This window comes from Mesorhizobium sp. M0587 (assembly GCF_040320945.1).
Taxonomy (GTDB): domain Bacteria; phylum Pseudomonadota; class Alphaproteobacteria; order Rhizobiales; family Rhizobiaceae; genus Mesorhizobium.
Map to the genome: position 1 here is coordinate 1 of NZ_JAMYQP010000009.1, position 17,520 is coordinate 17,520.

At 64.2% G+C, this 17,520-nt stretch carries 15 protein-coding genes; 14 read left to right on the forward strand and 1 reads right to left on the reverse strand.

Annotated elements, in window-relative coordinates; translation table 11 throughout:
- Positions 1 to 169: 169 nt before the first annotated feature.
- Genes NKI49_RS10655 through NKI49_RS10670 form a run of 4 tightly spaced genes read left to right on the forward strand, consistent with a single transcriptional unit; the run spans position 170 to position 4,227 of the window.
- Entirely contained in the window at positions 170 to 1,015 is an 846-nt protein-coding gene (locus NKI49_RS10655) for a carbohydrate ABC transporter permease (protein WP_352598875.1), read from the forward strand.
- Entirely contained in the window at positions 1,012 to 1,869 is an 858-nt protein-coding gene (locus NKI49_RS10660; RefSeq protein WP_352598873.1) for a carbohydrate ABC transporter permease, read from the forward strand. Before NKI49_RS10655 ends, NKI49_RS10660 begins: the two co-directional genes overlap by 4 nt.
- Before the next feature lie 21 nt (positions 1,870 to 1,890).
- Complete coding sequence (locus NKI49_RS10665; RefSeq protein WP_352598871.1) at positions 1,891 to 2,931, forward strand: ABC transporter ATP-binding protein; 1,041 nt, start codon at positions 1,891 to 1,893, stop codon at positions 2,929 to 2,931.
- A gap of 21 nt (positions 2,932 to 2,952) precedes the next feature.
- Positions 2,953 to 4,227, forward strand: a complete 1,275-nt coding sequence (locus NKI49_RS10670; RefSeq protein WP_352598868.1) for an amylo-alpha-1,6-glucosidase — start codon at positions 2,953 to 2,955, stop codon at positions 4,225 to 4,227.
- 394 nt (positions 4,228 to 4,621) lie between these two features.
- Here the strand turns inward: NKI49_RS10670 and NKI49_RS10675 are convergent, their stop codons facing one another.
- Positions 4,622 to 5,347: an MgtC/SapB family protein gene (locus NKI49_RS10675; protein WP_352598866.1), complete on the reverse strand. Its 726-nt coding sequence runs from the start codon at positions 5,345 to 5,347 to the stop codon at positions 4,622 to 4,624.
- Positions 5,348 to 5,677: 330 nt separating this feature from the next.
- On the opposite strand from NKI49_RS10675, the gene NKI49_RS10680 reads away from it, so the two are divergent.
- From NKI49_RS10680 to NKI49_RS10725, 10 genes are all read left to right on the forward strand, one after another.
- Positions 5,678 to 6,652, forward strand: a complete 975-nt coding sequence (locus NKI49_RS10680) for a sugar-binding transcriptional regulator (RefSeq protein WP_352598864.1) — start codon at positions 5,678 to 5,680, stop codon at positions 6,650 to 6,652.
- Between the two features lie 45 nt (positions 6,653 to 6,697).
- On the forward strand, positions 6,698 to 8,143 hold the full coding sequence (locus NKI49_RS10685) for an ABC transporter substrate-binding protein (RefSeq protein ID WP_352598862.1): 1,446 nt from the start codon (positions 6,698 to 6,700) through the stop codon (positions 8,141 to 8,143).
- Positions 8,144 to 8,301: 158 nt separating this feature from the next.
- Positions 8,302 to 9,225 carry a carbohydrate ABC transporter permease gene (locus NKI49_RS10690; protein WP_027023105.1) on the forward strand — a complete coding sequence of 308 codons (924 nt, stop codon included), beginning with the start codon at positions 8,302 to 8,304 and terminating at the stop codon, positions 9,223 to 9,225.
- Positions 9,226 to 9,234: 9 nt separating this feature from the next.
- Positions 9,235 to 10,092, forward strand: coding sequence for a carbohydrate ABC transporter permease (locus tag NKI49_RS10695; RefSeq protein ID WP_027023104.1), 858 nt, complete (start codon positions 9,235 to 9,237; stop codon positions 10,090 to 10,092).
- 2 nt (positions 10,093 to 10,094) lie between these two features.
- Positions 10,095 to 11,213 (forward strand): ABC transporter ATP-binding protein, encoded by a 1,119-nt coding sequence (locus NKI49_RS10700; protein ID WP_352598859.1) that lies wholly within the window; start codon positions 10,095 to 10,097, stop codon positions 11,211 to 11,213.
- Entirely contained in the window at positions 11,210 to 12,334 is a 1,125-nt protein-coding gene (locus NKI49_RS10705; RefSeq protein WP_352598857.1) for an ABC transporter ATP-binding protein, read from the forward strand. The genes NKI49_RS10700 and NKI49_RS10705 overlap by 4 nt, the downstream gene beginning before the upstream one ends.
- Positions 12,334 to 13,887, forward strand: coding sequence for an FGGY-family carbohydrate kinase (locus NKI49_RS10710; protein WP_352598855.1), 1,554 nt, complete (start codon positions 12,334 to 12,336; stop codon positions 13,885 to 13,887). The genes NKI49_RS10705 and NKI49_RS10710 overlap by 1 nt, the downstream gene beginning before the upstream one ends.
- A gap of 10 nt (positions 13,888 to 13,897) precedes the next feature.
- Positions 13,898 to 14,938 (forward strand): 2-hydroxyacid dehydrogenase, encoded by a 1,041-nt coding sequence (locus tag NKI49_RS10715; RefSeq protein ID WP_352598853.1) that lies wholly within the window; start codon positions 13,898 to 13,900, stop codon positions 14,936 to 14,938.
- A 42-nt stretch (positions 14,939 to 14,980) separates the two neighbouring features.
- Complete coding sequence (locus NKI49_RS10720) at positions 14,981 to 16,498, forward strand: glycerol-3-phosphate dehydrogenase (protein WP_352598851.1); 1,518 nt, start codon at positions 14,981 to 14,983, stop codon at positions 16,496 to 16,498.
- Positions 16,498 to 17,478, forward strand: coding sequence for a sugar phosphate isomerase/epimerase family protein (locus tag NKI49_RS10725; RefSeq protein ID WP_352598849.1), 981 nt, complete (start codon positions 16,498 to 16,500; stop codon positions 17,476 to 17,478). Before NKI49_RS10720 ends, NKI49_RS10725 begins: the two co-directional genes overlap by 1 nt.
- The last annotated feature ends 42 nt before the right edge of the window (positions 17,479 to 17,520 follow it).

Here is a 17,520-nt window from a genome sequence, read left to right on the forward strand (position 1 = left end):
ACTCTACCTCGGGAAGGGGCGGTGCTGGGCCCCCGACAACCCATCCCAGGCGCTTCCCCGGGTGCATTCCGCTCCCACCCGGAAGCACCCGTCGGGGGCGCCCGTAGTTTGTTGGGCTCGGGGCGCCCAGACCGCGGCACTCGGCCCCGGCACCGCAAAGGACACCAACATGCATGGCAAGGCTCTGCCCTATCTGCTGCTGATGCCGGCGACGTTGTTCCTCTGCATCTTCTTCCTCTATCCGTTCGCGCTGGTCGCCTTCGAGGCGGTGACCCGCGACGGCGCCTTCACGCTCGACAATTTCCGCACAATGGCCGGCAGCTGGAAATTCCCCGCCACGGTTCGCAACACGCTGCTGCTGGCGGCCATCGTGGTGCCGATCCAGCTCACCATGGCCCTGTTGATGGCAAGCGTGGTGTCGCGACTCGAGACCGGGCGCAGTGCCGCGCTTTACATCTTCGCCATCCCCCTCGGCATTTCCGACCTCGCCGCCGGCCTGATCTGGCTCGCCATCTTCGATCAGTCCGGTTTTCTCAACACGCTGCTTTCCAGCCTCGGCGTCGTCGACAGGCCGATCATGTTCCTGGGCTACCAGAGCAAGCTCACCATCTTCATTGCCGTGGCATTGGCCGAGATCTGGCGGGCCACCGCGATCATGATGGTCATTATCGTCGCCGGCATGGGCTTGATCCCCAAGGAATATTACGAGGCGGCGGAAGTGTTCGGGGCAAGCCCGTGGCAGCGCTTTGTGCGCATCACACTGCCTTTGCTTCGCCCCAGCCTGCAGACGGCGATCATCCTGCGCGTCATCCTTGCATTCGAGGTCTTCGCAGTTGTCGCCGCGCTTGGCGGCACCAATCTGCCGGTGCTGATGGGCGAGACCTATAACTGGCAGTTCATGCTGCAGGACCGCAATGTCGCCGCCGCCTCGGCGCTGCTCATCCTCGCCATCTCGATCGGTTTCACCTTGTTCTTTCTCAGGGTGCTGCGCGTGCCGAAAGAGGCACGGATATGAGCGCCGTCGCCGAAGCGCCGGTTGTCGCGACCGCAGATGCGGCCGTGGATGCACGCAAGGCCGGAGGCTGGCTGCTGATCGCCACCGCCATCCTGCTTTGCGTCTGGGTGCTGCTGCCGATCTATCTCCTGATCGTCAATGCGCTGTCGTCGCCGGGTGAGGTCACCGCGTTCCCCAAACGCTTCTTTCCGCCCTTCGATCTCGGTAGCCTCTCCTTCTTCATCAATTTCGCCGGTGTCGCACGGGCGCTGTGGAACTCGGTGCTCGTCGCCACGCTGACGATGATCCTCGCCATCGGCTTCGGCGCGCCCGCCGGCTACGCCCTGTCGCGCTTCGATTTTCCGGGCAAGGAAAGCTTCCGCTTCCTGGTGCTGATGACCCGGGCTTTCCCGCTGCCGCTGCTGGCGTTGCCGCTGGCGGTGATGTTCATCCGCACCGGCCTCGACGACACCGCCATCGGGCTGGCGCTGGTCCACACCACGCTGGCCCTGCCGTTCGCTGTGCTGATCACCTTCTCGCTCTTCTCCGGCATTCCGGTCGAGCTCGAGGAAGCGGCATGGACGCTCGGCTGCACGCGCTGGCAGGCCTTCCGCAAGGTTATCCTGCCGCTGGCGCTGCCCGGCATCGCCGCCTCGGCGGTGTTTGCCTTCACCATCTCCTGGAACGAGGTGTTCGCCGCCGCCGTGCTCACCATCGAGAACCGCACGCTCACCGCCTTCCTTTTGCAGAGCCTTGGTGAATCGCCGCTCTATCTCAAATTCGCCGGCGGCGCCGCGCTGGTCGTGCCGGCGCTCATCTTCATCTTCGCCGTTCGAAAATACCTGTTCGCCATGTGGGGGATCGCCAACCGATGACACGCGACACGGAGACGGCCCATGGCTGAAATCGCAATCAAGGGCGTGGCCAAGCGCTTCGGCGGCTTCACCGCGCTGCATCAGGTCGACCTCACAATATCAGACCAGGAATTCATGGTCCTGCTCGGTGCCTCTGGCTGCGGCAAGACCACGCTGCTCAGGATCGTCGCCGGCCTGGAGACGCCGAGCCAGGGCGAGGTCTGGATCGGCGGCCGCCGCGTCGACCATCTGCCGCCGCGCGACCGCGGCATCGCCATGGTGTTCCAGAACTATGCCGTCTTTCCACATCTGACCGTGTTCGAGAACATCGCCTTCGGCCTGCGCATGAAGAAGCTGCCGCAGCAGGACGTCGAGCGCCGCGTCCACCGCACCGCCGAGCTGATGCATATCGAGCAGCTCTTGAAGCGCTATTCCGGTCAGCTTTCCGGTGGCCAGCGCCAGCGTGTCGCCGTTGCCCGCGCGCTTGCCATGGAGCCCGACGTCATCCTGATGGACGAGCCCTTGTCGAACCTCGACGCGCTGCTGCGGTTGGAAATGCGCGCCGAACTCAAGGGCGTGCTCGCCGCCTCGAAGACCACGACCATCTACGTCACCCATGACCAGGTCGAGGCGATGAGCCTTGCCGATCGCATCGCCGTCATGCATCAGGGCCGCATCGTCCAGGCAGCCTCGCCGGTCGAGGTCTACCGCAATCCCGCCGCGCGCTTCGTCGGCTCCTTCATCGGCAATCCGCCGATGAATTTCCTGGCCGCGACCAAGGCCGCGAACGGTAGCTGGAGCGTCGCCGGGATGACGCTGCCCGGCCCCAAGTCAGACGGATCGAAGCTGGAATTCGCCATCCGCCCCGAGGACGTGGACGCCGGCGCCGAGGGCCTGTCCGCCACCGTGCGCGTCATCGAGCCGCTCGGGCCGCACACGCTGGTCACCTGCGATGTCGAAGGCGGCCTGTTCCGCGCCATCCTGGACTCGAACGCCAGCGTCCAGGTCGGTGATTCACTGCGCCTGGCGCCCAAGCCCGACCGCATCCGCTGGTTCGATCCCGAAACCACCAATGCCCTTTGATGCCGAAAGCTCCGAACGCCCATGACTGCCACAAGTGACATCATCGCCCGCGCCGTCGAGGTGCTCAGGGAGAACGACCAGGGCGACTACACCATCCCGACGAAGGGCCTTTACCCGTTTCAATGGAATTGGGATTCCTGTCTCACCGCGCTCGGCCTTGCGCATTATGACGAGGCACGCGCCTGGACCGAGATCGAGACATTGTTCGCGCACCAGTGGCCGGACGGCATGGTGCCGCACATCGTCTTTCATGTCTGGAACGACAGCTATTTTCCTGGGCCCGAGGTGTGGCGAACCGATCGCCCGACGGCCACTTCCGGCATCACCCAGCCGGCCGTCGCCGGCTTTGCCGCGCGCCGCCTGTTCGACCGCGCCAGGGACAAGAAATTGGCTGCGGAGCGGACCCGCGCGCTGCTGCCGAAGATCGATGCCTGGCATCGCTGGTTCTACGAGAACCGCGATCCCAGGGGCGAGGGGCTGGTCGCCATCATCCATCCCTGGGAGTCCGGCCGCGACAATTCCATCGACTGGGACGATGCCTTCGAGCGCGTGCCGACCGAGGGTGTCGAGCCCTACACGCGCCGCGACACCTTGCACGCCGATCCGGCGCATCGCCCGACCCAGGCGCAGTATGACCGTTACATCTGGCTGGTGCAGCATTTTCGCGGACTTGGCTGGGACAATGTCAGGCTGCACGACGCCTCGCCATTCCAGGTCGTCGATCCCGGCTTCAACGCCATCCTGATCCGCGCCTCGGCCGACCTTGCCGATCTCGCCGAAGCGCTGGGTGAGGGAGAGATAGCCGAGGCCAATCGTGCTCGCGCTGAAAAGGGCCTGGCGGCGATGGAGCGGCTGTGGAGCGATGCGCGCGGCCAGTATCTCTGTTTCGACCGGATCGCCGGCGAGTTGATCGACAGCGCTTCCGTCGGTGGCATCCTGCCGGCTTTCGCGGCCATCCCGGAAAGTCGTGCCATGGCGATCGCCGCAACCATCGACCGTCTTGCAGGCAAGGGACGCTACGCTGTGCCGTCGCATGATCCCGACGATCCGCGTTTCGACGCCAAGCGCTACTGGCGCGGTCCGGTCTGGCTGGTGGTCAACTACATGATATCAGACGGCCTTGCCGCCGCCGGCCATGGCGACGCGGCGCGGCGCATCACCCAGTCGAGCCTCGATCTCATCCGTGAAAGCGGCTTTGCCGAATACTATGATCCGCTCACCGGCGACCCGCTGGGCGGCGGCCGTTTCACCTGGACGGCGGCGATGGTGATCGAGTTTTTGCGTGGCGTCAGGTGAATGCCTCTCGTTGTTATTTCAGGGGCTTTTCGTGCCCGCGGCCAGCGCATGCTAGGCTGGGCCCGAACTCCCATGGGAAGAGATCGCCAGGCAGCTGCATGCATTGCCCGAAGATCAGCGACCTGGCTGCTCGATCTGAACAGCGACACCCCGCGATTCGCTCTCCTGCTCGACTATTTTCCGGCCTCGGCCGGCCGCCGATCGAACGCCTTCACGTCAGGTGACCGGTTCGATGCACGGCTGGTCTTCTATCCGGCATGCGGCCGTTGCGCGCGCTGGTGGTCCCGCGGAACAAAGCAGGCGCGGCTCTGCGTGCACTGCGTCGCATCGCGGGCTGAACCGCGGCTGCGGCACCCTTCGGAAGTGCCGCCATCGACCACGTAATGCCGGCCAGTCAGGACACTTTCTCGCCGATCTGCTCGAATCGCTCGACTTCGCATTGCCGCGCAACCAGCGACAGGACCTCCGTTGACGGTTCAACCGCATCGGGCTGCTTCCACTGGAGATGGAACGAGTAGACGAAGCGGTCGCGGCCGGTGTCATGCTGCATGCTGGAAAAGCGCGCTTCATAGCCGAGCGGCTGCACCATCTCCTGAAGGTCGGGTGGGGATGCCGTCGCCCAGGAGACTGACAGGATCGCATGGTGGTTGCGCGGGATCTTGAGGTCGACCCATTTCAATGCCTGAAGCGTTACCAGCGTCAGCAGCGTTGCCATCCCGCCGAGGCTGAACTGGCCGCCGCCAAACGCAAGCCCGATCATCGTCATGATCCACATGGTCGCGGCGGTAGTGACGCCGGTCACGAGATCGCCGCGCCGAAGAATGGCGCCGCCGCCGATGAACCCGACGCCGGTCAGAACGCCAAGCGGAAAACGCAGCACGTCCATGCGGGAGAAGGCATCCGGACCTTTGCCCGTCACATCGAGCAGCATATTGGCCTGGATCATGGCAACCGCCGCTGCAAGGCCGACCAGGATGGTCGTCCGAAGCCCGGCGGTGTGACCGCGCGCTTCCCTGTTCAGGCCAATGAGAGAACCTGCCAGCAACGTCAGCAGGAGGCGTACAAGAAGATCGGGCCAGGTCGGATGAAGCGGCATTTCGCAGCAAAGCGGATCGAACATCGTTCCATCAGGGCGGCGCCTGCGCTCCGCGCTCTCCATTGTTCCCCAGGAATTTCAACACCGCTCGGCGCCGATTGTTCCTTGCGGCCAAGTGCTCCGCAACCGCTACCGACTGCTTGGACCGAGATTGGCATGTCGATCAGCAGGCGGCGAAACGCGGCACCGGAGTCAGCACAACGACGTAAGAACCCCTCTTTGCCGCATGGTGCCGGCGAAATGCCCGCACAACTCACCAACGGCGAGGCAAACGATTTGAACAAGCGACGCTTGACTCAAGCAGCACCTTGTGAAAAATTTTGCAGCAACTGATAAAAATATCATGGGATGGAAATGGTAGGGTTCGGCAACGGCCTCCTGCGCGACGATGAAACCAGTATGGCGGCGCGTGCCGCATGGCTTCATTATGCCGGCGGCATGACCCAGTCCGAGGTCGCCAAGCGGCTGGGGCTGACCAGTCTCAAGGCCCACCGCCTCATCACCAAGGCCAACCAGGAAGGGCTGGTGAAGGTCTACATCGACGGCGAAGTCTCCGAATGCGTCGAACTCGAGGACGAATTGTCCCGCCGTTACGGTCTCGATTACTGCGAGGTGGTTCCCGATTTCGATTCCGAGGATCTGCCGCTCAAGGCGCTCGGCATTGCCGGCGCGCAGTTCCTCAAGCGCGAGATCGAACGCGGCGAGGAGGCGCTGATCGGCGTCGGCCATGGCCGCACGCTGGCCGCCTGCGTGGAATATCTGCCGCGCACCTCGACGGACAGGATCCGCTTCGTCTCGCTGCTCGGCGGCCTGACGCGGAAATTCTCGGCCAATCCGCATGACGTCATTCATCGCCTCGCCGAGCGCACCGGCGCCGAAGCCTATGTGATGCCGGTGCCGATGTTCGCCAACACGGCGGAGGACCGGATCGTGCTGCTGGGGCAGAAAGGCATCAGCGAGGTCTTCGATCTCGCAAGATCCGCCGACCTTTTGTTTGCCGGTATCGGTACGGCCGAACGCGAAGCGTCGCTGGTTGCAACCGGCATGATCGAAAAGGGCGAGATGGAGGAGATCCGCCGCAATGGCGGTGTCGGCGAATTGCTCGGCCATTTCTTCGACGAAGCCGGCAATGCGGTGGCGACGACGGTTTCCAGCCGGGCGCTGGCGTTGATCCGCGAGGACATCAGCAGCCGCCGCATCGTCGCCGTCGCCGGCGGCAAGGTCAAGGTTCGCGCCATCAAGTCGGTGCTGGAAGGCCGCTATCTCAAGGGCCTCATAACCGACGAGCGGTCGGCGCGATCGCTCGTGGAGGAGACGCCGGTCGGGTAGCCGGCAACCGTTCAGTTGAAACTACCCAGTGGAGGAGAAGACGAAATGCATGAGAAAGAGAAAGACCTCATCGGTGCCTTCCTGCGCGGACAAGTAGACCGTCGCGGGCTGATCAAGGGACTTGGCGCAATGGGCCTTGCCGCCGGCACCGCCGGTACGCTGCTCAATCTTGGCCAGACCCGGGCGCTGGCCGCCGACTTCGACTGGAAGGCGCACCAGGGCAAGACCATCAAGCTCCTGCTCAACAAGCATCCCTATGCGGATGCGATGATCGCCAACCTGGAAAACTTCAAGCAGTTGACCGGCATGAATGTCGTCTACGACGTGTTCCCGGAGGACGTCTACTTCGACAAGGTCACGGCCGCATTGTCGGCAAGCTCGCCCGAATACGATGCCTTCATGACCGGCGCCTACATGACCTGGACCTACGGCCCAGCCGGCTGGATCACCGATCTCAACGAATGGATCAAGGATCCGGCCAAGACCAACCCGAACTATGCCTGGGACGACTTCCTGCCCGGCGTCAAGAATTCCTGCGCCTGGAACGGCACCCCCGGCGGCGCGCTGGGCTCCGAAGACGCCAAGCAATGGTGCATTCCGTGGGGCTTCGAACAGAATAACATCACCTACAACAAGGCGATGTTCGACAAGGCGGGCGTCAAGGTTCCCGGCAATATGGACGAAATGGTGGCCGCGGCCGCCAAGCTCACCAAGGATGTCGGTGGCGGCGTCTACGGCATTGGCGTGCGCGGTTCGCGCTCCTGGGCGACGATCCATCCGGGTTTCCTGTCGGCCTACGCCAATTTCGACCAGAAGGACCTGAACGTGTCGGCCGACGGCAAATTGTCGGCCGCCATGAACACCGCCCAGTCCAAGGCTTTCCACAAGCAATGGGTGCAGATGATCCAGGAGAGCGGCCCAAAGGACTGGTCGACCTACACCTGGTACCAGGTCGGCACCGACCTCGGCGCCGGTGCCTCGGCGATGATCTTCGACGCCGATATCCTCGGTTACTTCATGAATGGCGGCGACAACAAGATGGCCGGCAAGCTTGCCTTCGCCGCCTTCAAGGCCAACCCGGAGGCCAAGGCGCCAACGCCGAACATCTGGATCTGGTCGCTGGCGATGTCCAACTTCTCCAAGGACAAGGACGCCACATGGTACTTCATGCAGTGGGCCTCCGGACCCGAGCATGCGCTGTTCGGCGCCACCAAGATGGACTTCGTCAATCCGGTCCGCCAGTCGGTCTGGAAGGATGAGACGTTCCGCGAGAAGCTGAACAAGAGCTATCCCGGTTATGTCGAGATGTTCGACGCCTCGGCGCCGGGCGCCAGCATCAAGTTCACCGCGCAGCCGCTGTTCTTCGATCTCACCACCGAATGGGCGGCGACGCTGCAGAAGATGGTGGCCAAGGAAGTGCCGGTCGACGAGGGTCTCGACAAGCTGGCCGAGAGCATCAATGGCCAGCTCAAGGAAGCCGGCCTCGGCTAGGCCGATGCCCGGGGCTGGCTCGCTCCCGCGGGCCAGTCCCGACCAGCATTTCACGTCTGCGATGCGGCGCCGCGAGGCTGCCGTCACGTCGCCCACCGGCCGCCCGGCTCCCTTGGGCGGCCGGCAGGGGCGCGATAACAGGGATAACGGAGCAGCGCATGACTGCAACAACAACACACAGGGCCAAGCCGTCCGGCTTCAGGATCAGCAAGAGGGTGTTGCCCTATGTGCTCAGCCTGCCGGCCTTGCTCGTCTGCATCGGCATCCTGATCCCGTTCCTGACCTCGGTCGTCTATTCGTTCCAGCGCTACCGGCTGAGCCAGCCCTGGGCGCGGCAGTTCAACTGGGGCGACAATTACATCTCCTTCTTCACCGATCCGAAGTTCTGGAACACGCTCAAGATCTCGCTGCTCTATGCGGGCACGACCGTCGTGCTGGAACTGCTTCTCGGCCTCGCCATCGCCTTGCTGCTGCAGAAGCGCTCGACGCTGAACAATTTCATCTCGATCATGCTTTTGATGCCGCTGATGACGGCGCCGGCGCTCGCGGCCCTCATGTGGAAGCTGATGACCAATCCCGGTTTCGGCGTACTGAGCTATCTCGCGAGCTTGATCGGCCTGCAGGATTTCCGCTGGGCGTCGTCGCCGTCGACCGCCCTGTTCACCGTGGTGCTGGTCGACATCTGGGTCTACACGCCCTTCATCATGATCCTGCTGCTCGCCGGCCTGCGCAGCCTGCCGACGCAGCCCTTCGAAGCCGCCGCACTCGATGGCGTGCCGAGGAGCTTCGTGTTCTTCCGCATCACTTTGCCAATGCTGATGCCCTACATATTGACGGCGACGCTGTTCCGCCTGCTGGACTCGATCCAGCAGTTCGACATCATCTATGCGATGACTCAAGGAGGGCCGGGCGACACGCTGACCGTGTTCCAGGTCGAGGCCTATCTCAACTTCTTCCAGTCGACCAATGTCGGCCGCTCGGCGGCGCTGATGATCATCCTGTGGGCGATCACCTATTTCCTCTCCAACATCTTCATCAAGAATTGGCTACGGTTGCGCGAACGCGCCCGCGGCCAGGCATAGGAGGCGGCAATGGAACATACGTCCTTGCTGGAACGCATCCTGCGCGGCGTGGCGCTCACGCTGGTCGTGATCTTCTTCATGTTCCCGATCGTCTGGATCTTCATGATGTCGTTCCAGACCAACGAGACCATCCTGCGCATTCCTCCGCAGCTGGTCTTCGAGCCGACGCTCGCCAACTACACCGCGCTGATCACCGGCAAACTGATGACCGCCGCCGGCACGCTTGATATCGCCTTCATGCGCAACCTCTGGAATTCGGTGTTCCTGTCGGTGACTTCGGTCGCCGTCTCGCTGCTGCTCGGCGTTCCGGCGGCCTATGCCTTCGCGCGGCACAAGTTCCGGGGCTCGGAGGACATCGCCTTCACGCTGCTGTCGTTCAGGTTTGCGCCGGCGCTGCTGGTGCTCCTGCCGCTCACTCTCTATTTCCAGAAGCTTGGATTGGCGAACACCTATATCGGGCTGATCTGGGTCTACCAGCTGATCTGTCTGCCGCTGATCCTGTGGATCGTGCGCGGCTATTTCGAGGATATTCCCGCCGATATCGAATATGCCTATCGCATCGGCGGCCACTCATGGTTCGCCACTTTCCGCAAGATCGCGCTGCCGCTTGCCGGCCCCGGCATCGCCGCCGCCGGCCTGCTCGCCTTCATCTTCGCCTGGAACAATTTCGTCTTCGCGCTGGTGCTGGCCTCGGCCGACAAGCAGCCGGTGACGGTCGGCGCGCTCGCCTTCATCACCTCCTCGGGCATCCAGTACGGCCAGATTTCGGCGGCCATCGTCCTGTCGATCACGCCGACGCTGGCGCTCGCCCTCTATGCGCAGCGCTACCTGGTCGAAGGCCTGTCACTCGGCGCGGTGAAAGGATAGAAATGGCCAGCCTCGAACTCAGAAAAATCGTCAAGCGCTACAAGAGCCAGACTGTCGTCGACAATTTGTCGTTGACCGTCGCGGATGGCGAAACCCTCGTGCTGTTCGGGCCATCCGGCGCCGGAAAGACGGTGCTGCTACGGTTGGTTGCCGGCGTCATCGATCCGGACGAAGGCAGGATCCTCATTGGCGGCGACGACATGACCGATGTCGACGCGGAATTCCGCGGTGTCGGCATGGCGTTCCAGAATTTCGCGCTGTTTCCGCATATGAGCGCGTTCGACAATATCGCAACACCGCTGGAGGCCCGGCGTTCGTCGCAGAGCGCGATCAAGGCCGGCGTCGAGAGCGTCGCCAAGCTGTTGAAGATCGCCCATGTGCTCTCCCATAAGCCGCGCGCGCTCTCCAACGGCCAGAAGCAGCGCACCGCGCTTGCCCGCGCTTTGGTCGGCTCGCCGCCGCTGCTGCTGCTCGACGATCCCCTGCGCAACGTCGACGCCAAGCTGCGTTTCGAGATGCGGCTGGAACTGCCGCGGCTGCTCGCCGATCGCGGCGCCACGGTCGTCTACGTCACGCAGGACTACAAGGAAGCGATGGCGCTCGGCGACCGTATCGCGGTGATGTCACAAGGCGTCATCAAGCAGCTCGGCACGCCCGAACAGATCTATCGCGAACCGGCCAATATCGAGATTGCGAGGCTCTTCGGCGATCCCACCATCAACCTGCTCGACGTCAAGCCGTCGCGTGACGCCAAGGGCATCTATGTCGGCCTGTCCAATGTCCAAGTCTATCTGGCCGGTGCCTATGAGACGGCGGTCGGCCATGATTGCGTGATCGGCCTGCGGCCTGAAGCGCTGAGCTTCGTCGAGGAGAACGTCTCCGGCGCCATTCCGGTGACGGTCGAGGCCGAGACGCCTCTCAACGAAAAGATCGTCACGCTGGTGCGCACCGTGCGCGGCCGCGAGATCCTGGTCTCGCGACCGGCCGGAACGCCGGGCCGCAGCGAGGGCAAGGCGCATATCGCCGTCGACGGCAAGAGCGCCCTGTTGTTCGATCGCGCCAGTGGTGAGCGGCTCGGCTCCAAGAATGTCGTCAATTTGCGCAGCGGAGAAGCGGCATGAGCCCGAGCGCACTCACGATTTCCGGCGTCGACAAGTTCTATGGCCCGATCGACCGGGGCGTTCACGCCGTCCAGAAGCTGACGATGGAGATCGGCAAGGGCGAGATCGTCGCCCTGCTTGGCTCGTCGGGCTGCGGCAAGACCTCGACGCTGCGCATGATCGCGGGCTTCGAAGAGGTGTCGCGCGGCGCGATCTCGGTCGCCGGCCGCCAGGTCCACACGCTGCCGCCGGTCAGGCGCAACGTGGCGATGGCGTTCGAAGGCTATTCGCTCTATCCGCCGCTGACCGTGCGCGAGAACATGGCCTTTGCGCTGAAGGCGGCAAGGCTGCCGAGGAGCGAGGTCGATGCCAAGGTTGCCAATATCGCCAAATTGCTCGAGATCGAGGACATACTGGAGCGCTACCCCAGCTCCATTTCCGGCGGCCAGCAGCAGCGCGCCAGCCTCGGTCGGGCGCTCATCCGGGAAGCGGATCTGCATCTGCTGGATGAGCCGATGGGCCAGCTCGAACCGCAGCTTCGCGCCGTGCTGCGCGGCCGCATCAAGCACTTCATCAAGGAGCGCGGCCTGACCGCGATCCTGGTCACCCACGACCAGACCGAGGCCAATGCGCTTGCCGACCGTATCGCGGTGATGGAGGGCGGCGTGCTGCAGCAGTTCGATACGCCAGACAGGATCAAGGAGCGCCCGGCGAACCTGTTCACCGGCACCTTTGTCGGCGAGCCGCCGATGAATGTCTTCGAGGCCTATGTCGGGACCGCCGCCGGACGCATCAGTCTGCGGCTGCCCGATGGGCTGTCGTTAGACTACGACAAGGACGCTTTCAGCGGCCCGGTCCGCGACCAGTTGCTCAGCCGCGAACGGGTGGTCATCGGCATCAGGCCCTACGCGGTGCGGCGCTCGAAGGAGGGGGTTCCCGCCAGGGTCTCGGCCAATCAATGGCTCGGCGACCAGACCCATATAGCGGCGGACTTTGCCGGCGGCTCGCTGGTGCTGGTCGAACATGACCGTACCCGCCTGGATCTGGGTGCGCCGATCAACGTCAGCATCGACCCGAAGAACCTGCACGTCTTCGACCAGGCGAGCGGCGAGGCCATCTCGCACGGCATGGAGCTCGCGTGATGGGTGACATACTGATCGGCATCGATGCCGGCACCTCCGTCATCAAGTCCATCGCCTTCGACACGGCGGGCCGGCAGATCGCCGCCGCCGCGCTGCCCAACCATTACGAGACGATGCCGGGGGGCGGCGCCGAACAGGATCTGACGCGCACATGGGCCGATGCGGCGACGACCTTGCGCCAACTCGCCGACAAGGTTTCCGATCTCGCCCGCCGTACCATCGCCATCGCCGTGACCGGGCAAGGCGACGGCACCTGGCTGATCGACGGCAAGGGCGAACCGGTCGCCAAGGGCTGGTTGTGGCTCGACGCGCGCGCCGCCGGCGTCGTCGAGGAGATCCGCGCGCGGCCCGAGGACCGGCTGCGCTTCGAAAAGACCGGCAGCGGGCTCGCCGCCTGCCAGCAGGGCTCGCAGTTCGTGTTCATGAAGCGCAACATGCCCGAAATGCTCGGCAAGGCGGCGACGGCGTTCCACTGCAAGGACTGGCTCTATTTCAAGCTGACCGGCGAACGCGCCACCGACCCGTCCGAGGGAACCTTCACCTTCGGTGATTTCCGCACCCGCGACTACAGCGACGACGTGCTCGACGTGCTCGGCGTCGCCGATCTCAGGCATCTGCTGCCGCCGATCGTCGACGGCACCAGGCAAAGCGCCGGGCTGTCGCAGGCGGCGGCCGGCGCGACCGGAATGCTTGCCGGCACCCCGGTGGTGCTTGGCTATGTCGACGTCGTCTGCACCGCGCTCGGCGCCGGCCTGCTGGACCGCAAGCGCAAGCCCGGCTGCTCCATCATCGGTTCCACCGGCATGCATATGCGGCTAGCCGAGACCCCCGACGACGTGCAACTGAACGAGGCCGCGACCGGTTACACCATGGCGATGCCGGCGCCCGGCGTGTTTGCGCAGATGCAGTCGAACATGGCTGCGACGCTCAACATCGACTGGGTCCTTGGCCTTGCCTCCGGTATTCTGGCCTCGCAAGGCATCACCCGCAGCAATGGCGAGATGATCGCCTTGGTCGATGCCTGGATAGAGGCCTCGCGGCCGGCTTCGCTGCTCTACCAGCCCTACGTCTCGGAGGCCGGCGAGCGCGGGCCGTTCGTCGACGCCAATGCCAGGGCGGGATTTATCGGCATTTCATCCCGGCACGGCTATGCCGATCTCGTTCGCGCCGTCTTCGAAGGCTTGGCGTTCGCGGCGCGCGATTGCTACGCCGCCATGGGGCCGCTGCCGCGCGAAGTTCGCGTGACCGGCGGCGCCGCCAGAAGCCCGGCGCTGCGCAGGATCCTTGGTGCCGCTTTGGGTGCCGACATTCGCATCAGCGAGCGCGAGGAGGCCGGTGCCGCGGGAGCGGCGATGATCGCCGCGGTCAGCGTCGGCCAGTACGGCTCCATGGACGAGTGCGTCGGCGAGTGGGTGACGCCCCTGCTCGGCGAGGCAGAGCCGAGCGACCGTAGCCTCGCGGCGATCTACGACAAGATGATCCCGTCGTACATGTTGGCGCACCAGGCGTTGCGGCCGGTGTGGCGCGCGATGGCTGCATCCCAAGCTAGTTGAGAAGTCGAGCATGCATAAGAAGATAGCGATCATCGGCGACCGTTTCATGCTTCCGGAGGTGTTCCAGGCCAAAATCGAGATGGCCGTGAGCGGCGGCCTCGATATCCGCACCTTGCAGACGGCATGGCCCGACGAACCGATGGAATTCGGCAATCCGGCGCTCGGCCTCGACAAGATCAAGGAGTATTTCGGCCATCCTGACGAGATCGTCGAGTTCATTGGCGACGCCGAAATCCTCGTCACCCAGCTTGCGCCCATGTCGGAAGGCATGATGCGGCGCTTGCCGGCGCTGAAGCTGGTCGCGGTGTCGCGTGGCGGTCCGATCAACATCGACATGGGTGCGGCCAAGGCGCATGGCATCACCGTCGTCAACGTGCCCGGCCGCAACGCGACCGCCGTGGCCGAATTCACAATCGGCGCCATATTGGCCGAGACGCGGTTGATCCGGGTCGGCCACGAAGCCTTGCGCAAGGGAGAATGGCGCGGCGATCTTTACCGCGCGGACCGCACAGGCCGCGAACTCGGCGAAATGACCGTCGGCGTGGTCGGCTACGGCAACATCGGAACCAAGGTCGTCCGGCTGCTGCGTGCCTTCGGCTGCCACGTTCTCGTTTGCGATCCCTATGTGCAGTTGAGCGCCGACGACCGCAATGCCGGCGTCGAACTGGTGGCGCTGGACGAACTCCTGTCCCGTTCCGATGTGGTCACGCTGCATTCGCGGGTGACCGAGGAGACGCGCGGCCTGATCGGCAAAGAGACGATCGGGCGGATGAAACCGGGCGTGATTTTCGTCAACACGGCGCGCGGACCGTTGGTCGACTATGACGCGCTTTACGACGCACTTGTTTCGGGGCAGATCGCCAGCGCGATGCTGGAGACGTTCGCGGTCGAGCCGGTGCCAGCCGAGTGGCCCTTGCTGCAGCTTCCCAACGTGACGCTGACACCGCATATCGCCGGTGCCTCGGTGCGCACCGTGACCTATGCCGCCGAGCAGGCCGCCGAGGAAGTCCGCCGCTACATCGCCGGCCTGCCCCCGGTCAATCCGTGCTGAGGCGGTCATGACATACAAATCCGGCATCGAGGCCAAGGCGGGATGAGCGGCGGCACCGAAATCGTCGACCTCTTTGTCGTCGGCGGCGGCGTCAACGGCGCCGGCATCGCGCGCGATGCGGCGGGCCGTGGCCTTTCCGTCATCCTGTGCGAAAAGGGCGATCTTGCCGAAGGCACCAGTTCCAGGTCGGGCAAACTCGTCCATGGCGGCCTGCGTTACCTCGAATATTACGAATTCCGCCTGGTGCGCGAGGCGCTGATCGAGCGCGAGGTGCTGCTGGAATCGGCGCCGCACATCATCTGGCCGATGCGCTTCGTGCTGCCGCACAGCCCCGACGACCGGCCGGCTTGGCTGGTGCGGCTCGGCCTGTTCCTTTACGACCATCTCGGCGGCCGCAAGCGGTTGCCGCCAACCCGCACGCTCGATCTGCGCACCGCGCCAGAGGGCGCGCCGATCAAGGATTCTTTCCGGCGTGGTTTCGAGTATTCCGACTGCTGGGTCGACGATGCCCGCCTGGTGCTGATCAACGCGCTCGATGCGCGCGAGCGCGGCGCCAGGATTTTCACGCGGACCGCCTGCATCGCCGCCCGCCGGGAAAACGGCCTCTGGTCCATCGAGACGCGCGACGCCTTGACCGGCGTCAGGACGACGGTCAAGGCACGCGCCCTGGTCAACGCCGCCGGTCCTTGGGTCAACGACGTTATCAACCGCGTCGCGGGCCAGAACTCCAGGCGCAATGTCAGGCTGGTCAAGGGCAGCCACATCGTGGTGCCGAAATTCTGGGAGGGCAGGCAAGCCTACCTCGTCCAGAACAGCGACAAGCGCGTCATCTTCATCAATCCCTACCAGAACGACCTGGCGCTGATCGGGACCACCGACATTCCCTATGACGGCAGGCCCGAGGACGTGACGGCGGACGAGAGCGAGATCGACTACCTGATCAAGGTGGTCAACCGCTATTTCAAGCGCGGCCTTTCGCGCAGCGATGTCGTTTATTCGTTCTCCGGCGTCAGGCCGCTCTATGATGACAATGCCGACAACCCAAGCGCCGTGACCCGCGACTACATTTTCGAACTCGACGCGCCGGCCGGGCAGGCGCCGCTGCTCTCAATCTTCGGCGGCAAGATCACCACTTTCCGCAAACTGGCCGAGCATGCGCTGGACCGCATCGCGCCTTTCTTCCCGCGGATGGGCAAGCCCTGGACGGCGAGAGCCCATCTGCCCGGCGGCGACATCGCCAACGCCGACTTCGAACAGTTTCTCGGCGACCTCGGACGCGACTATCCATGGATGCCGGCATCGCTGGTCAAGCATTACGGCCGGCTTTACGGCACCAGGACACGTCTTGTGGTCGGCAACGCCCGATCGCTTGCCGAATTGGGGCGATGCTTCGGCAAGGACTTCTTCGAGCGCGAGGCCAACTACCTCTTCGAACACGAGTGGGCGGTGACCTCGGACGATATCCTCGAACGGCGCACCAAGCACGGCCTGCATCTGTCCGCCCAGGAGAGATCGGGCTTCGAGGACTGGTGCGCGGCCCGGCTGGCGAGGGCAGGCTGATGGCACCAGCCGGCGGCAGCACCGAGCGGAACGCGGCCTCGGCCTTCACGCTCTCCCTCAACACCAATCCGCTGGTAAATCGCTTTGCCGAGCCGGACGATCTGATCGACACCATCGCCTACGATATCGGCATCAGGGACGTTCAGCTCACGCATGAATTCGTCAACCCGGGCTGGCCGGCCGCGACGATCGCCAAATTCATCCGCCTGTTCCGCAGCGCGCTCTCCAGAACTGGCGTGCGCGTTACCTCGGGCATGACCGGCCCCTACGGCCGGCTCAATCATTTCGGCCATCCCGACGCCGATGTGCGCCGCTACTATGTCGATTGGTTCAAGACCTTCGCCGACATCTCGGCCGAACTTGGCGCCGGCGGCATGGGCACGCAGTTCGCCATCTTCACCCATCGCGACTATGACGATGCCGCCCGCCGCGCGGCGCTGTTCGACATCGCGCTCGAATGCTGGCGCGAGGTCGCCGAACATGCTCGTGCAGCCGGCCTGACCTACCTGTTCTGGGAGCCGATGTCGGTCGGCCGTGAATTCGGCCACACCATCGAGAGTTGCCGGGCGCTGCAGAACGCGATCGACGCGGCCGGCATGGCTATCCCGCTGGAGATGATGGTCGACATCGACCATGGCGACGTCACCTCCAGCAACCCCGCCGACGTCGATCCCTATGCCTGGGCCGAGGCCTTTCCCAGAAGGTCGCCGATCATCCATATCAAGCAGTCGTCGATGAACAAGGGCGGCCATTGGCCGTTCACATCGGCCTACAACAAGGACGGCCGCATCACGCCTGAAAAGCTGCTGGAGACGGTGCGGCGCGGCGGCGGCACCGACAACGAGATCTGCCTCGAATTGTCGTTTCGCGAGCGCGAACCGATTGACCATCAGGTGGTCGCGATGATCCGTGAGTCGGTCGACTACTGGGCACCGTTCATTGAGACGGGCAGGGCCGATCTGCTGCCGAGAGCCGGATAGAAATGGCAGGAGCCGATGCGGCTCCTGCCATTGAACGGAGAC

Bases quoted from the DNA above. Each gene is read 5' to 3' on its own strand.
- NKI49_RS10655 (WP_352598875.1), top strand. From the start codon at position 170: ATGCATGGCAAGGCTCTGCCCTATCTGCTGCTGATGCCGGCGACGTTG.
- NKI49_RS10660 (WP_352598873.1), top strand. From the start codon at position 1,012: ATGAGCGCCGTCGCCGAAGCGCCGGTTGTCGCGACCGCAGATGCGGCC.
- NKI49_RS10665 (WP_352598871.1), top strand. From the start codon at position 1,891: ATGGCTGAAATCGCAATCAAGGGCGTGGCCAAGCGCTTCGGCGGCTTC.
- NKI49_RS10670 (WP_352598868.1), top strand. From the start codon at position 2,953: ATGACTGCCACAAGTGACATCATCGCCCGCGCCGTCGAGGTGCTCAGG.
- NKI49_RS10675 (WP_352598866.1), bottom strand. From the start codon at position 5,347: ATGTTCGATCCGCTTTGCTGCGAAATGCCGCTTCATCCGACCTGGCCC.
- NKI49_RS10680 (WP_352598864.1), top strand. From the start codon at position 5,678: ATGGTAGGGTTCGGCAACGGCCTCCTGCGCGACGATGAAACCAGTATG.
- NKI49_RS10685 (WP_352598862.1), top strand. From the start codon at position 6,698: ATGCATGAGAAAGAGAAAGACCTCATCGGTGCCTTCCTGCGCGGACAA.
- NKI49_RS10690 (WP_027023105.1), top strand. From the start codon at position 8,302: ATGACTGCAACAACAACACACAGGGCCAAGCCGTCCGGCTTCAGGATC.
- NKI49_RS10695 (WP_027023104.1), top strand. From the start codon at position 9,235: ATGGAACATACGTCCTTGCTGGAACGCATCCTGCGCGGCGTGGCGCTC.
- NKI49_RS10700 (WP_352598859.1), top strand. From the start codon at position 10,095: ATGGCCAGCCTCGAACTCAGAAAAATCGTCAAGCGCTACAAGAGCCAG.
- NKI49_RS10705 (WP_352598857.1), top strand. From the start codon at position 11,210: ATGAGCCCGAGCGCACTCACGATTTCCGGCGTCGACAAGTTCTATGGC.
- NKI49_RS10710 (WP_352598855.1), top strand. From the start codon at position 12,334: ATGGGTGACATACTGATCGGCATCGATGCCGGCACCTCCGTCATCAAG.
- NKI49_RS10715 (WP_352598853.1), top strand. From the start codon at position 13,898: ATGCATAAGAAGATAGCGATCATCGGCGACCGTTTCATGCTTCCGGAG.
- NKI49_RS10720 (WP_352598851.1), top strand. From the start codon at position 14,981: ATGAGCGGCGGCACCGAAATCGTCGACCTCTTTGTCGTCGGCGGCGGC.
- NKI49_RS10725 (WP_352598849.1), top strand. From the start codon at position 16,498: ATGGCACCAGCCGGCGGCAGCACCGAGCGGAACGCGGCCTCGGCCTTC.